Source organism: Rhizobium aureum (assembly GCF_030182495.1).
GTDB classification, from domain to species: domain Bacteria; phylum Pseudomonadota; class Alphaproteobacteria; order Rhizobiales; family Rhizobiaceae; genus Rhizobium; species Rhizobium tropici_C.
Genome location: NZ_JAQJCI010000001.1, coordinates 778,334 through 793,284, shown reverse-complemented (window position 1 = coordinate 793,284; position 14,951 = coordinate 778,334). Strand labels below are relative to the sequence as shown.

Annotated in this window: 16 protein-coding genes; 7 read left to right on the top strand and 9 right to left on the bottom strand. The window is 59.0% G+C overall.

Annotation, left to right across the window (positions count from 1 at the left end):
* Positions 1 to 229: 229 nt before the first annotated feature.
* Complete coding sequence (locus PH552_RS03735) at positions 230 to 1,513, top strand: epoxide hydrolase family protein (protein ID WP_285165496.1); 1,284 nt, start codon at positions 230 to 232, stop codon at positions 1,511 to 1,513.
* A gap of 154 nt (positions 1,514 to 1,667) precedes the next feature.
* On the opposite strand, the gene PH552_RS03730 is transcribed toward PH552_RS03735, so the two are convergent.
* The 3 genes from PH552_RS03730 to PH552_RS03720 all read right to left on the bottom strand — a co-directional run bounded on the left by PH552_RS03730 (position 1,668) and on the right by PH552_RS03720 (position 4,544).
* Positions 1,668 to 2,825, bottom strand: coding sequence for an MFS transporter (locus tag PH552_RS03730; protein WP_285165494.1), 1,158 nt, complete (start codon positions 2,823 to 2,825; stop codon positions 1,668 to 1,670).
* A gap of 226 nt (positions 2,826 to 3,051) precedes the next feature.
* A complete protein-coding gene (locus PH552_RS03725) occupies positions 3,052 to 3,963 on the bottom strand; it encodes an alanine--tRNA ligase-related protein (RefSeq protein ID WP_285165492.1) in 912 nt (303 codons plus the stop codon).
* A gap of 299 nt (positions 3,964 to 4,262) precedes the next feature.
* Complete coding sequence (locus PH552_RS03720) at positions 4,263 to 4,544, bottom strand: ribbon-helix-helix domain-containing protein (RefSeq protein WP_285165721.1); 282 nt, start codon at positions 4,542 to 4,544, stop codon at positions 4,263 to 4,265.
* A 345-nt stretch (positions 4,545 to 4,889) separates the two neighbouring features.
* On the opposite strand from PH552_RS03720, the gene PH552_RS03715 reads away from it, so the two are divergent.
* From PH552_RS03715 to PH552_RS03690, 6 genes are all read left to right on the top strand, one after another.
* Positions 4,890 to 5,036 carry a hypothetical protein gene (locus tag PH552_RS03715; protein ID WP_169645360.1) on the top strand — a complete coding sequence of 49 codons (147 nt, stop codon included), beginning with the start codon at positions 4,890 to 4,892 and terminating at the stop codon, positions 5,034 to 5,036.
* Between the two features lie 29 nt (positions 5,037 to 5,065).
* Positions 5,066 to 5,302 carry a 30S ribosomal protein S21 gene (rpsU, locus tag PH552_RS03710; protein ID WP_112345742.1) on the top strand — a complete coding sequence of 79 codons (237 nt, stop codon included), beginning with the start codon at positions 5,066 to 5,068 and terminating at the stop codon, positions 5,300 to 5,302.
* A gap of 60 nt (positions 5,303 to 5,362) precedes the next feature.
* Positions 5,363 to 5,557, top strand: a complete 195-nt coding sequence (locus PH552_RS03705) for a hypothetical protein (protein ID WP_112345743.1) — start codon at positions 5,363 to 5,365, stop codon at positions 5,555 to 5,557.
* Positions 5,558 to 5,868: 311 nt separating this feature from the next.
* On the top strand, positions 5,869 to 7,080 hold the full coding sequence (locus PH552_RS03700) for a glycosyltransferase family 4 protein (protein ID WP_113248878.1): 1,212 nt from the start codon (positions 5,869 to 5,871) through the stop codon (positions 7,078 to 7,080).
* Positions 7,081 to 7,096: 16 nt separating this feature from the next.
* Complete coding sequence (locus PH552_RS03695; RefSeq protein ID WP_210260700.1) at positions 7,097 to 8,083, top strand: NAD-dependent epimerase/dehydratase family protein; 987 nt, start codon at positions 7,097 to 7,099, stop codon at positions 8,081 to 8,083.
* Between the two features lie 202 nt (positions 8,084 to 8,285).
* Positions 8,286 to 8,396, top strand: coding sequence for a type II toxin-antitoxin system ParD family antitoxin (locus tag PH552_RS03690; protein WP_183761917.1), 111 nt, complete (start codon positions 8,286 to 8,288; stop codon positions 8,394 to 8,396).
* Between the two features lie 280 nt (positions 8,397 to 8,676).
* Here the strand turns inward: PH552_RS03690 and PH552_RS03685 are convergent, their stop codons facing one another.
* From PH552_RS03685 to PH552_RS03660, 6 genes are all read right to left on the bottom strand, one after another.
* Positions 8,677 to 9,258 carry an NAD(P)H-dependent oxidoreductase gene (locus PH552_RS03685; protein WP_113248877.1) on the bottom strand — a complete coding sequence of 194 codons (582 nt, stop codon included), beginning with the start codon at positions 9,256 to 9,258 and terminating at the stop codon, positions 8,677 to 8,679.
* Entirely contained in the window at positions 9,255 to 10,664 is a 1,410-nt protein-coding gene (locus tag PH552_RS03680; RefSeq protein ID WP_113248876.1) for an FAD-binding oxidoreductase, read from the bottom strand. Before PH552_RS03680 ends, PH552_RS03685 begins: the two co-directional genes overlap by 4 nt.
* 1 nt (position 10,665) lies before the next feature.
* Positions 10,666 to 11,979 carry a cytosine deaminase gene (locus PH552_RS03675; protein ID WP_285165491.1) on the bottom strand — a complete coding sequence of 438 codons (1,314 nt, stop codon included), beginning with the start codon at positions 11,977 to 11,979 and terminating at the stop codon, positions 10,666 to 10,668.
* Positions 11,979 to 12,842, bottom strand: coding sequence for an ABC transporter permease (locus tag PH552_RS03670; RefSeq protein ID WP_112345748.1), 864 nt, complete (start codon positions 12,840 to 12,842; stop codon positions 11,979 to 11,981). The genes PH552_RS03675 and PH552_RS03670 overlap by 1 nt, the downstream gene beginning before the upstream one ends.
* Positions 12,842 to 13,666 carry an ABC transporter ATP-binding protein gene (locus PH552_RS03665; RefSeq protein ID WP_113248874.1) on the bottom strand — a complete coding sequence of 275 codons (825 nt, stop codon included), beginning with the start codon at positions 13,664 to 13,666 and terminating at the stop codon, positions 12,842 to 12,844. Before PH552_RS03665 ends, PH552_RS03670 begins: the two co-directional genes overlap by 1 nt.
* A 145-nt stretch (positions 13,667 to 13,811) precedes the next feature.
* Positions 13,812 to 14,828, bottom strand: a complete 1,017-nt coding sequence (locus PH552_RS03660; protein ID WP_113248873.1) for an ABC transporter substrate-binding protein — start codon at positions 14,826 to 14,828, stop codon at positions 13,812 to 13,814.
* Positions 14,829 to 14,951: the final 123 nt, after the last annotated feature.

Below are 14,951 nucleotides of genomic sequence, written 5' to 3'. Positions count from 1 at the left end.
CGGCTTTCCGGCGGACATCCTCTCGCCGACCAATCCGGCTGGAGGCATGTTGTGTGCATTTCCTCTTTGCCGACAAAGCCTGAAAACGCGGCTTCTGTAATCCATCGTAGCCTTCCTCGGTCTTGATACGGACGGATACAATTCGATACGGTTGAAGACACAACGCAGATACACGCGGAAAGCAGAACTTCGCGGCATTCAACAACCTCCCAAATATATGGAGTTCCTGATGTCGTCTTCATCCTTCTCATTGAATCGACGCGCCTTCGTCACCGCGGCTGCTGCCGTCGGTGCAGCGGCGCTGCTCAAGCCTGCGATGTCCTTTGCCGGCTCGGAGGCGTTGCCCGATGGCGTCAAGCCCTTCAAGGTTCATGTCCCCGACAGCGCGATTGCCGAGTTGAAGCAGAGGCTTGCGACGGCACGCTGGCCGCTCAAGGAAAATGTCGCCGATGATTCCCAGGGTGTGCAGCTCGAGCGCTTGCGCGATCTCATTGGATATTGGGCCGACGGCTACGATTGGCGAAAGGTGGAGCAGAAGCTCAATTCCCTTCCGATGTTCATCACGGAAATCGACGGGCTGGATATCCACTTCATTCACGTGCGCTCCCCGCATGAAAACGCAATGCCGCTGATCATGACCCATGGCTGGCCGGGCTCGATCCTGGAAATGCTCAAGGTGATCGATCCTTTGACGAACCCAACGGCCCATGGTGGCAAGGCCGAAGACGCGTTTCATCTCGTTGTACCGTCGATTCCCGGCTTCGGCTTCTCGGGCAAGCCGACGACGATGGGCTGGGGCTCGGATCATATCGGCCGGGCATGGGGTACGTTGATGCATCGCCTTGGCTATGAGCGGTTCGTCTCGCAGGGCGGCGATTGCGGCTCGGTCATCTCGCAGCGCATGGCGCTTCAGAAGGTGCCGGGATTGCTCGGCATCCATCTCAACATGCCCGGCATCGTCCCGAAGGAGATTGCCCACATCCTTGCAGCCGGCGATCCCGCTCCGGCTGATCTGACGGACAAGGAGCGCGCCTGTTTCAACAAGCTGGCGGCGTTCTATCGCGACAGCTCGGGCTACGCCAATATGATGGTCACCCGTCCGCAGACCATCGGCTATTCGCTCGTCGACTCGCCGGTCGGCCTGGCCGCTTGGATCTACGACAAGTTCGTCACCTGGACTTACAGTAACAAGCAGCCGGAAAAGGTCTTGAGCCGCGATGAAATGCTGGATGACATCTCTCTCTACTGGTTCACGGAAACCGGAACGTCCGCGGCCCAGATCTATTGGGAAGATCATTCCAACAACTTCAATGCCATTCAGATTCCGACGCTGCCGGTTGCCGTCAGTGTTTTTCCCGGTGAAATCTACCAGGCCCCGAAGAGCTGGACCGAACGTTGTTATGGCAACCTGATCTACTTCAACGAGGCCGACAATGGCGGGCATTTCGCCGCCTGGGAACAACCGGCGATTTTCACCGATGAAGTCAGGGCGGCATTCCGGTCGCTGCGTTAAGGGGTTTCGGCCTCCTGCCTGGTGAAAACCTCGCAGGCGAGCGATGCCTCAAGCCGCCTGCGGGCGAGGGGAAGCGGTATGGCGTATCCCTCGACAGACAGCCGGCTTCGCAGGTCGAACTTGTGAAGCCGATGCCTGATTTGACCCGCGAGTTTCAAGAGGTCGCAAAAGCGCTGCGGCGCGCCGAGAGCGAACCGACACCCATCAGGGCGGCAAGGATGACGGGGATGCACACGAGATAGGCCGTGCGAATGCCCGCCTGTTCGGCGACGAATCCAAGCAACGGCGGAGCCAGGAAAAAGACGACGAACGACATTTGCCCGAGAGCGGCAACATTGACATGTGCCGGACGATCGGTGCGCTGTGCGGCGGCTGAAACCGCCAGCGGATAGACCGCGCTGCAGCCGGCGCCCATGAAGGCAAATCCCACGAGAGCCACATTGGGATGCGGGGCAAGCCAGACGGCGCAAAGCCCGGCGGTCGACAGAAGCAGCAGGAAGAGCGCAACGGCCCTGGAGCCGTAGCGATCGACAAACGGGTCGGCGAACAATCTCGCCAATGCCATGAAAAAGGTGAACAGCGTCAGGCCGAGCCCCCCGATGAACGGCTCGGCGTGAAAGACGTCGCGCATGTAGATCGCCGACCAGTCGATGCCGGCGCCCTCGACCAGGAATGCCGCGATCCCGATCACGCAAAGAGGCAGCAGGCCAAGCGTTGGCAGTGCGATATGGCCTTCGTCTGCATGGTCATGCGTCGCGCGTGCGGGGGCATTTCGCATACCGGCGATCGTGATAAAGCCGACGATGAGGACAAAGGCGAATGTCAGGGCAAGATGCAGCTGCATCGGCACGCCTGCTTGACGGACCGCGGAGGATACGAGAGCGGTGACGAAAAAGCCGAGGCTCCAGAAGCCATGCGCCCTGTTCATCACACCCCGGCCGAGCTGGGCCTCGATGCGATCGATTTCGACGTTAAGATTGATTTCGAGAGCGCCCGCCAGCAAGCCTTCGCAAAACAGCACGGCAAAGACCAGAGGCGCCGCACCCATCCATGGCACGAGCGCGAGCATCGCCGATGTCCCGAGCACGGTAACGAACGCGGTTTTGCGCGCGCCAAGGCGCGCTACGACCGGTGACGCCAATGTCAGCGATATCAATGCGCCGATGGCCGCACCGATCAACGTCAGGCCGAGCTCGGATTTGTCGATCTGCAAGGCGTCCTGCAGATCGGGAAGGCGCGACAGCAATGCGCCCATCGATACCGCAAAGAGGAAAAAGCAGACATAAATTCGCTGCTGCGGTTGAAGGCGCATTTCGGATGCTCCGGAGAATCTGAACACGGGTGAGATGGAACGGGTCTATCTCAAAGCAACCAGTGCTGGCAATACAAGCGCGTCTAAATGATCCTACCAATTGGCGGCTTTCTTCCGACCATTTCCGCCGGGTGCGGCGTAGGCCTGTATTTGGTCGCCGGCCGGAGGCGATGGAGCGGCGATGAAACCGTCCGCGCGCTCCTTCGCCGCTTTCTTAACGATCAGACTAGCTCGACCTCCTTGCCTGCATGTCGGAAAGGTCGATCCCATGCGTATCGAACCACCATTCCGGACTCATCTCAGGATATTTGTCGCGAAGGCGCAGATATTTGGAGTGTAGTCGCTCCTGGCGCTCAACTTCCTGCTCGAAATAAGGATGGTCGAGTTTTCCGCCGAGCACATGGATGCGACGAAGGAGTTTTCGCAATACATATCCTTGCTCCTTGCTTCCCGGTCGATAGCCGCTCTCGACGATCTTCATGACGGTGTCGCTTAGCGTGCTGAGCGCATCGCTGGGCGGCGTGCCGTTCAAGATCATGTCAAGGCGTTCGGCACCAAACCCGACGTCGATACAGGTCCCGAGCGGATTGACGATATTCCCGATCTCAATGCCGTTCTTGTAGAACTCGGTGCAGTAACCGCTGACGCTGCCATCGCTCCATATGCATCCGTCATCCGGTACGATGGGGATACGGTCTCGATAAAGCGGCGACCATTCCTCCAGGCGGTCCGAATGGATCGTGACATGGTCTGGCACCAGGCCAATCGAGCCGAGAAACTCGATCCAGAAATCGATCGCGTCACCGACGCTCATTTCTCGGAAGGAGAAGAGACCGAGCATCGTGAAATGAAGGAAATGCGTCCCGTCCCCGATTTCGTCGAGATCGCCCATTCGCAGGCAGGCCTGAACGTTGGCAACGGTTCCAATGTGGGAGGGATCGGAGAAGAGGTGTTTGTACTGCTGCATCCCAGCGCTGCAGAAAAGCGTGGTATTGTCGTGCGGCCGTACGGATTCTATGCGTGTGAAGTCGATGTCTTTGGAAAGACAGAAGTTTTGGTATTGCTGGATCAGGCGTCCCGCGATGACATAGGCAACCTCCTTTGTAGTAAATGTGCCTGGGCTCAAAGATAGTGGCATATGGTGCTGACGGCAATCCATATACGCCGGGTCATGTCCGAGCTGGGCCTGAGATCGTCTTCTTCGGCCCGTCAGATTATTGTCGACACAGCCAATTACTGCTTTGGTAGATAAATCCTCGGCTATCCCGCTAGATTGTGCGTCGTTCTCATCTTCGAACAGGGATATCGAGCATCGGCCAAAAGGCCGACTTTCTGCCTAAACTGCTCATAATAGCGTTCAGCAGCTTGTGGTTGGTGAAGACCTATCTCGACATAATACTGATAACGTCGTCCTCGGCTTGAGGCGACCAAGCGAGCTTAACCGCCATGACCGCGAGCGGCGTTCAATTTCTGGCGGGCTTTTTCGCGGGTTGCATCGAAATCAACAGCTTGCGGCGCGCCGCTGGCTTTACCCTGCGCCCACAATTCGCGCAGATGCTGAATATCGGCCTTCCGGCTAGCCCATTTCGCAGACCAGTCACGCATGGCTTCGCGGACAATTTCGCTGCTACTGGCATATGCACCCCTCTCGACCGCATCGCGTAAAAGCTCAGCTTGCTGCGGCGTTACTGCAATGCTGACCTTTGAGACATTAGACATGGCTGTCCTCATCCGCTTTCTGGTAGGAAGTTTACCACCAAACCGATGCTCCAGCTAAGCAGATCGCGGGGAGAATGTAAGATCCATTTCACTGGCCCGAATCCTCTGGGTTAGTCTCTTCCGCGCGCTCGGTAGCATCTAAACCCATATAGGATGGCACAACATCCCGTTTTCCAGCTGTGCGCGCGGCTGCCTTGTAATATGACAGGGCGCTTCCTATCTTTTGGCCATCACCCAAATTTCACACACGGCTGTGGCAGACGTTTCAAGGACGTCGATAATTTTGCGCGTCAAGCGCTGCCGAGCCATTTCGCCGCCTCGGGCGGCCAAGGATTTCGATTGAACATGCAAAACACTGCCGCCGTGCCGGCGGCGGTAAAGCCGCGCGAGCGCGGCGAAGCCGTCAAACGGCCGGACACGAACTGGAAGCCATATCCCTGCCTTCTCACGAGGCAGGAGCTTCAGGCCATCATTGCCGATCAGCTCGGCTGAATTCAACAACGACAACAAGGAGAAAGAAGATGCAGGTCATCGTCAGAGACAACAATGTCGAACAGGCCATGCGTGCCTTGAAGAGGAAGATGCAGCGGGAAGGTCTCTTTCGGGAAATGAGGGAGCGTCGCGCCTATGAAAAGCCTTCCGAGCGCCGGGTTCGCGAAAAAGCACAGGCGGTTGCCCGGCAGCGCAAGGCTGTGCGCAAGAAGCTGCAGCGCGAGGGGCTCTTGCCGACTGCCAAGCGCCGGGCTTCTGCTCGATAACAGCTCAACGGCGGCCGATGCATCGAGCCGGCCGCGAATATCTTTTGAAGAGGGCGCGAGATGGAAGAATTGAATAATATCACGGTCTCCGATGAGCGGCTCGAAGATTGCCGTGACGTCATCGAGCCCGATCTGCGGGATTTGATAGACGATACGATCGCCGCCGGCTTCACGGCCGAGGAGGTCCTGATCGCAATCAGCGAACTGGTGGCGGAAGATTTCGCCGCGGTCGTGAAGATTCCCAGCGTCCACTAGGAACTGGTGACGCATATTGTGATGCGCGCAACCGCTATCGAGCGATTGCGCAAATCCCGTTCACGAGCGCCTTGATTTCGTAGGCATATAGAATCAGCAGAGCCGAGCGTAACGGTAAGCGCGCGCCAGCGGCGCTTCTGTCCTTTCAAGTGATGAAATCCTGTGGATTCAATCTGAAAGCGGGATGTCCTCGTGCGAATGGATGAATTGAAAAGTCATTGTGTTAGGGCGCTTTATGTAGCGGGCGTGAACGTGAGAGGGCGGTTTCTTCGTTCAACCCGGATAACACAAGCGGACGAGTTGCCGATCTCATGCGTCTCATCCTTGTCAATGATGTCTCGACGGTTCGCGGTGGCGCCACCAAGGTGGCGTTGCAATGTCTCGATGCAAGCCGGGATGCGGGCCTGACCTGCGCCATACTGGTCGGCGATGACGGGGAAGGTCTCAAGCCGCGGTTCGCCGGTATCCGCACGGTTGCGCTTGGCGAACGACCCCTTCGAGAAGGTCCGGCGTTCGGGGATATCCTCGCGAAAAACTACAATCGGCGCGCTCATGAGGCGATGGAGGGTTTGCTTCGGGAGTCGGATGAAGAGACCGTCGTCCACGTGCATGGCTGGTCCCAGATCCTGTCGCCGTCGATCTTTTATGCACTTGCCAAACACGAGGTCAAAGTCATCGTCACGGCGCATGACTTCTTCCTGAGCTGTCCGAACGGCGGGCTCATCAATTTCCACAGCGGCGATGTTTGCGATATCAAGCCACTGTCTGCCGCGTGTCTCACGACCAATTGCGACAAGCGCAATTATTTCCATAAGCTTTGGCGTTTCCGCCGCACCCTGACACAGCGGGGTGTCGGCGAGGAATTCTGGAGCCGCGTCGGTATTGTGCTCGCCCATGAAAACATGGAGGCGCATCTGCGCTCCGGCCCTTTGCAGCACTTCATGACATTGCGCACGCCGACCGAGCCGTTGACGCGGACGCCGGTGGAGGCGTGGCGCAACCGCCGCACCGTCTTTCTCGGCCGCATGTGCTGGGAAAAAGGTGTGCGGACGCTGGCGGATGCCCTTAATCAGACCGGCAGAACCGCCACGCTCATCGGGCGGGGGCCGTTGCTTGAGGAAATGCAGCGCGCGCTGCCGCATTGCTTCGTGCCCGGCTGGCTGAGCGATGAAGAGGTTGCGAGGATTGCCGGCGAAGCGCGTGTTTTCGTCATGCCGTCGCGCATGCCCGAGCCTTACGGCCTGGTTGCCGCCGAAGCCTTGATGTCCGGCATCCCGGTCATCGTCAGCAGCAACGCGCTGATTGCAGAAGAGGTCGAAAAGCATGGCGCGGGTCTGGTTTTCACAAGTGGCGATGCCGCGTCGCTGGCGGAGAAATTGGCGCAGACCGATGACGACCACCTGATGCGGCGGTTAAGCGAAGGAGCATTGGCCCTCGGCCAGCATATCGCACCGAGCAGAGCGGAATGGGGACGCCGCATGGTGGATATCTACATGGGGCGGGGCAGCTTTTCGGAACATTAGGTTGGGGGGAACAATAATGCGCGCTTTGGTGACAGGCGGTTGTGGCTTCGTCGGCCGACATCTGATCCAGCGACTTCTTGCCGAGGGATTGGATGTCGTCTGCGTCGATTCACTGGTTACAGGAACAGGGGCGCTTCATCCTGATCTATGGCAGCGCTTTACGCGTTCGCGCTTCAGTTTCCATGAGGAAGACTGCCGCACGTTCTTCACGCGCGCGCCTGAGCATTTTGACTATGTCTTCCATCTGGCGGCGCTGGTCGGCGGCCGGGTGACGCTGGAAACGCGGGCACTCGATGTCGCCGAGGATCTGTCGGTCGATGCGGAACTATGGCAGTGGGCGTCGCGGGCCAAGCCGGGTTCGGTGATATTCTTCAGCTCCAGCGCAGCCTATCCGGTCTCGCTACAGACCGTCGACAATCATCGGCTGCTGGCGGAGGACATGATCAATTTCGACGCCGCCGTCGGCGTGCCCGATCTCAGCTATGGATGGGCGAAACTCACCGGCGAATATCTGATGAAACTCTATGTCGAGCGCTATGGCCGGCGAGCCATCGCCTATAGACCGTTCAGCGGCTATGGCGAAGATCAGGATCTCGCCTATCCTTTCCCGGCGATCTGTCGCCGGCTGCTGGCGGAAAAGGGCGCGGCGGAAGTCTTCGTCTGGGGCTCCGGCCGTCAATGCCGCGATTTCATCCACATTTCCGACTGCATCGAATTCATCTGGCAGACGCGGGAATTGCTCCCCGATGGTGCGAGCCTCAACCTATCAACCGGCATCGCCACCTCCTTCATCCAATTGGCCGAGACCATCAGCCAGCAGATCGGTTGGCAACCTGCCGTCATCGGACGATCGAGCCACCCGGAAGGCGTCTTCTACCGCTGCGGCGATACGGCCCTGCAACGCTCCTACGGATTAACTCCGTCGATCAGCCTGGAGGAAGGGATCGCACGGATGCTCGAGCATCTGCGGGTAGAGCAGGCGTCCTATGCGCTGGCCATGTGAGTGATGAGCAATCAGTTCAATGTGGCAGATGTCGGCGTGGAAAATCGCCTCGGCGGTATCACCGCCGGGTCGATGATTTGATGTCGCATCTGAACGCGGCGCGAAGCGGGATAACGTATCGATCTCCTCGATGGTTTGCCGGTGCCGCAAAACCATTGCAGAAATCCGCTTCCCACCCCACAATCAGGGTAAGGAGACCACAATGCGCAACCGCCAAGCCTTGACCGATCACGACGAGCCGTTCATCCAGCGCCAGCTTGAATCTGGCCGTTACCATGACCGTAACGAAGTCATCCACGCCGGCAGAGCTTGACCAGATTTTTGACGACGTGGCTGCCAATTTCGGCCAGTGATTGCCGGCAATTAGTGTCGGCGGTATTTTATGAGCTTATTGAGGGCTTGCAACGTTTGCGGAGCGCGGGACCGTTCACGAAGGGCCGGTGCCGGGGCTTCGTGTTATCGGCTACCGCCGCACAACGTCGATTGCTTTCGTCGTTGAACGCGATCAGGTAATGATTTTGGGTGTTTTCCGGCGTGGCCGGAACGTCACCGCGGATAGGCTTAGAGATCGGCTATAACAAGCGCGCTCAATCTCAGAAGCGCGCCATTTCCCGCTTTACCTTGTCAAGGAAGAGCCCTCTCGTCTCGTCGGTCGAGCGGTTCATGTCGTAATGGGCAAGGAAAACGACCGGGGCGAAGGGCTTGATCTGGGCGCGCAGGACACGCTTGACGATCTTCTTCGGAGGGTTGCCGGCGATGAAGGCGCGGAACGGGTCGGCGCCATAGGTCAGCACCGCCCCAAGCTTGCGGATGTGCTGCAGCTTTGAGCGCACCTTGCCGTCAACGAGTTCGAAGGAGACGCCGGGCAGCCAGACCCGGTCGAAATAACCCTTGAGGATCGCAGGAAAGCCGAAATTCCAGACGGGCGTGACGATGACTAAGGCTTCCGCGCGCTGCAACCGCTCGACATAGGATTTTACCGCCTCGATATTGCCAGGATAGTCATGATAGATCACGCGGTCTTGGCGTGACAGTACGGGATCGAACCCTTCCGCATAAAGATTGCAATCGTCGACCTCGTGGCCGGCGCCCTTCAGGCTCTCGACGGTTTGCCGGTGCAGCGCGGCGCCATAGCTTTCCTCGACCGGATGGGAATGAAGGACGAGAACCTTCATGAGGCCTCCATCAGCGCTGCAAGGCCGGGGAAGAGGTAATTCTTGCCGGATTTGAAATCGAAATTCGGATCGTCCCAGGCAATCATCTTGCCAGGGTTGAGCAGGCCCTTCGGGTCTGTTTCCTTCTTGAAGGCAAGCTGCACGGCGTCCGTCTGCTTCATGCCGCCTTCCTCCAGCGTATAGCGATGCGGGTTGAAGATCGGGCAGCCGTGGTCCTGATGAATCCTAATGATCTCCTCAAGCCGCGCCTCTGAGGTATAGCGCACCAGCGGCAAGCCCGAGCACTGGATCTGGCCGTCGAACTTGATGAATTCGAGATGACCGGGCACCTCGTCGCCGAAAATCTCCACCATCTTCTGGACTTTGGCGACGTGGTCCGGCCCCGGATACTGCACCTGCAGATAGGTGATCGACGGATCGACCTTGATAGCGCGCAGCGTCGTGTGGTTCCAGGCGAGTTCATAGGCATGCGGAATGCCCTTCATGCTCTCCACCTTGTCGGAGCGGAAGGTGATTTCACCCTTCTGCTGCATGGTGAAGGCAACGAAAGGATCCATCGAGTGCGGCGCGATCATCAGCGCCACGATCGATTGCCCCTGACGGATATAGGGCTTGTGGCGGGTAAAATATTCGTGCGGAATGGGAGCGGCGATCGGGGCGATCTCCTTGACCAGAATGCCGTTGCATTTGGCGAGCGCATCGGAGAAGCGCACGGCATCCATGAAGTCGTCATAACCGACCAGCACATCGACCCAATCATAGGCCGGCGCCAGCGGCATCTCGATTTCGGTGATGATGCCGTTGGTGCCGTAGGCATGGCTGACCTTGGTCAGATCCCAGCCGGTGAGATCGAGAGTGCGGGGTTCTGCTTCCATCGTCACGACGCGCAGCCGCAGGATGTTGCCGAGATCGCGCAGGCCGCCCCAGGTGATCGAGCCGACACCGCCCGAGCCGCCGGCGATGAAGCCGCCGATCGTCGCCGTCTGCGCGGTCGAAGGATGGAAGCGCAGTTCCTGGCCCGAATGGGCCCTGGTCTGGCGGTCGAGTTCGGCAATAACGATTCCGGGCTCGCAGACGACGCGGCCGGGATGGATCTCCTTGATCCTGTTCATCGCGGCGAGATTGAGCACTATACCGCCGGAAAGCGGCATCGCCTGGCCGTAATTGCCGGTGCCCGCGCCACGCGGCGTGACGGGTACGTCATGCGCGTAGGCGACCTTCAAAGTGCGGATCACCTCTTCCTCGGTCTTCGGCGTCACGACGAGATCGGCTGTGACATTGTCGAGCTGGGCCTTCAGGATCGGTGAATACCAATAGAAGTCGCGGCTCTTCTGACGCACGAGCGCCGGATTGTCTTCGACGGCGATGCCTTCGAGTTCTTTCTTGATGCGCTGGTAATCCGGCATGTCAGGCTCCAATGACGCTGTCGAGTTCACGGTAATCCGGCAGGCTACGGTCGATCACCTTGCCCTTGCGAAGGACGACGCGGTCGGACTGCGGACGGGAAAGGAATTCGCTCCATCGCCTGGCGCTGAAAAGCACGAGATCGGCGGGGCTGCCGACGGCGATCCGCCCGATATCCGGGCGGCCAAGTATCTCTGCGGGCGAGGTGGTGATGACCCTTGCGGCCGTATCCAGCGGATGGTCGAGATGCAGGATGCGCACGGCTTCCCGGAACACTTCGACTGGATCGAGATCGCCATAAGCATAGAAGGGATCGCGGGTATTGTCGGAGGCAACGGCTGTGGGAACACCGGCGGCGGCAAGCTCATGCAGAAGGGTGACACCGCGCCAGCGCGGTGTGCGGCCGGCATGACGGTCCTGCAGATACATGTTGCACATCGGCAGCGAGACGATGGAAATCCCGGCCTTGGCGACGAGTTCGATGGTGGCGCTTGCCACATCCTCGTCCTGCCGGGCAAGCGAGCAGCAATGGCCGGCTGTGACCTTGCCCGTGAAGCCGTTGCGAAGCACGGCTTCGGCAATCGCCTTCAGCGTCAGCACCTCCCTGTCTTCTGTCTCGTCGACATGCAGATCAATGTCGAGACCGTTGTCGGCGGCTGCGCGGATCAGTTTGTCCAGCTGGCCCTCAAGGTCCGGATTCATCTGAGTGACACCGCCCATCAAGCCGCCGGTGTCGCAAACGACGCGAAGCAGATCGGCGAAGAAGGCATCGTCCACCATGCTGTCGAGCGGAAAGAGAGCGACGGCCTGCAGCGCGATCTTGTCCTTCCAGGCTTCGCGAACCGAGGCGAAAACCTCGAAGGAAATGCGGTGCTGCGGCGCTAGTGAATCCAGATGGGTACGGATCAAGCCTGTGCCATGGGCGTAAGCCGAGCGCAGCGAGAATTCCATGCGCTTGCGCACATCATCGGGCGACCAGTTGGCTTCGCGGTCGGTGCGCACGGCATCAAGCGCGCCCATGAAACTACCGTCCGGGTTGGAGCGGCGCTCCCATATGTGGCCCTTGTCGAGATGGGTGTGCATGTCGGCGAAAGTCGGCCAGACCATGCCCTCCCTCATATCGACCTTGGCATATTCCACCGGCGATGTACCCGGCGCGCGGATATCGCTGATAAGGCCGTCGGCCACGACGATATCGGCCTTGACGAGGCCCTCACTGGAGGGTGCCGGAAAGCCGGACAGCGTCACGGCGGGAACGGTAGCATTGCTCAGCACGAAGCGAGCGGCATTCGGCGGCGACATGAAGGCGTGGGACATCAGTTCTCCCGCTTGAGGCTGCTCTCATGCCAGCGATGCAGGCTCAGCCATGAGATGAAGGAGGTGAAGGCGAAGATGGCGACGCCGAGCGCCGACAGAAGCAGCAGTGCCGCGAAGAGCCGCGGCATGTTCTGGCGGTATTGCGCTTCCAGCAAGCGGAACGCCAGGCCCGAATTCGGACCGCCGGAGCCGGCGGCGAATTCCGCGACGACCGATGCGATCAGCGACAGGCCACCGCCGATCCTCAAGCCCGTCATGAAATAGGGCTGGGCTGCCGGCAGCTTCAGATGCAGCAAGGCCTGCCAGCGCGAGGCACCGTAGAGATCAAAGAGATTAAGCAGATTATGGTCGACGCTTTTCAATCCCTGCACCATGTTGGACAGGATTGGAAAAAAGGCAACGAGGAAGCCGCAGATTAAAAGCGCTGCTTCGCGTGTCGGCGCATAGATCAGGATCAACGGTGCGATCGCGACAATCGGCGTCACCTGAAGAATGACGGCGAGCGGATAGAAGGCGAGTTCGATCCAGCGGGACTGCACAAGGAAGATGGCAAAGCCGACGCCGCCGATCAGCGCCAGGACGAGGGATATGAAGGTGATTTCGGTCGTCACCCACAGCGCCGGCCAGAGAATGCCCCAATCGGAGACAAGCGCCTTGGCGACGGCGATCGGGCTCGGCAGAATATATTGCGGAATGCCGGTGCCGACGACGAGAAGCTGCCAGAGGATGAGAAGCACGAGAACGGTCGCGATCGGTACGACGACGCCGAGCGCGCGTTCTAGATTGCGCTGCCTGGCGGCGGTAGCCGGCGCATTGATTGTTTCAGCGGAAAGAATGGCGGGCAGGCTGGTGCTGTCGCTCATCAATGGGCCTCCGGCCAGCCGATGGCCTCGATCAGGGAACGGGATACTTTTTCGCACACCTCCCGGTATTCTTCCGATGAGCGATAGAGCGGATCGCGTTCGCCGCTGGTTTGCAGGGGGAAGTCGGTGTGGACGCGGCCCGGCCGCGCCTTCATGACGACGATGCGGTTGGAGAGATAGGCGGATTCATAGACGGAATGCGTGACGAAGATGACGGTGATGCCTGTTGTGTGCCAGAGGCGCAGCACGTCGTCATTGAGCTTCTGGCGCGTGATTTCATCGAGCGCGGCAAAGGGCTCGTCCATCAGCAGCAGCTTCGGTTTCGTTACCAGCGCACGCGCGATCGAAACCCGCATCTTCATGCCGCCGGACAGCTCCCGCGGATAGGCATCGGCGAAGTCCTGAAGGCCGACCGTCGCCAATGTTTCCATGATCTGTTCATGGGCGGCAACTTTCGAAATTCCCCTTAGCTTCAGGGGCAGGTGGACGTTGCCGAACACCGTCTTCCAAGGGAGCAGCGTCGGTTCCTGGAAGACGAAGCCGATATCGCCCTCCGGCAGGCCCTTCGCGTTGATGCGTGAACTCGGCCAATCGATCCTGCCGCTGGAAGCACCGCCGAGGCCGGCGATGATACGCAAAGCCGTCGACTTGCCGCAGCCGGAAGGTCCGAGCAGGCTTATGAATTCGCCGCTCTCCACATGGAGCGACATGTCCGACAGCGCCAACGTGCCGTTCGAGAAGGTCTTGGAGACCTGCTCCATGATGACGAGCGGCCGCTTGCGTGCTTCCGTTCGATTTGTCGCAATGGTTTCCGATAGTGTCATTGTTCGGCTCTTTGTTGATCCACCCTCCCGTTGAGGGGAGGATCGGAGCGAAGCTCCGGGGTGGGGTGATCTTTTGCAAATCCGAGAACATCACCCCCACCCGCCGCTTTACGGCGACCTCCCCCTCAAGGGGAGGTGTCAAGGCTTACTTCTTCAGCGACATGCCGACGCCCTTGCAGACGAACTGCGTATCGAAAGCTTTCTTGTAGTCGATATCGGCATCGAAGATCTTGATCTGCACCATCTCGTCGAAGAACTTCTTGTAATGCGCCTCGGTGAGGCAGCCGATGCCCTTGTCGAGAGCGTCACCGGATTCAACGATGCCATAGTCCTTCATCTTGGCGATGGAATAGGCGATCTGGCCATCCGTCATATCGGGATTGTCCTTTTTGATCAGCTCGTTGGCCGCCTTGTTGTCGCCGTAGAGATAGTTGTACCAGCCTTCGATCGAGGCATTGACGAAACGTTGCACGAGATCGGGATTCTTGTCGACCAGCGCCTTCTGCGCGGTGATCATCGTCGAATAGGGCGAATAGCCGGCATCGGCGATCAGGAAGACTTTCGGCTTCCAGCCAGCCTGCTTCTCGATCTCATAGGGTTCCGAGGTGACATATCCCTGCTGCGCCGACTGCTTGTCGGCGAGGAAGGGCGCCGGGCTGAAATTATAGGGCTTGAACTGCTCGTCCTTGAAGCCCGGGAAATTCGCCTTCATCCACTCGAAATAGGTGATATAGCCGTCCTTGCTCAGGAATAGCGTCGGCAGCTTGGCGAGATCCTCGAATTTCTCCACGCCGGCATCCGGATGGGCGATCAGCACTTGCGGGTCCTTCTGGAAGATCGCCGCGACATCGACGATCGGAATGCCCTGCTTGACCGCATCGATCTCTTGCTGCGGGCCGCCCATGTAGAAATCAAGCTTGCCGGAAATCAGCAAAGCCGAATTGGCGGCATTGGGGCCGCCCTGGACGATGGTGACGTCGAGGCCATATTTTTTGTATGTGCCATCGGCAATGGCCTGATAGAAGCCGCCATGCTCGGCCTGGGCAAGCCAGTTGGTGCCGTAGGTGACTTTATCGAGTGCGTTTGCGGGTCCAGCCGAGACGATTGCTGCGGCCAGACCCATGGCGGCGAAAAATGCTTTTATCTTCAATGTATTATGCATGGCTGACTGTTCCCCTTATCTGCCATGGGACGTCATTGTTGAGGCCCATTTCTTGCATTTGAGCGATTGCCTTGCGCTTTGAAAAGCATCAAAATTCGTCCGCATTGATGCTTTTTCGGCATC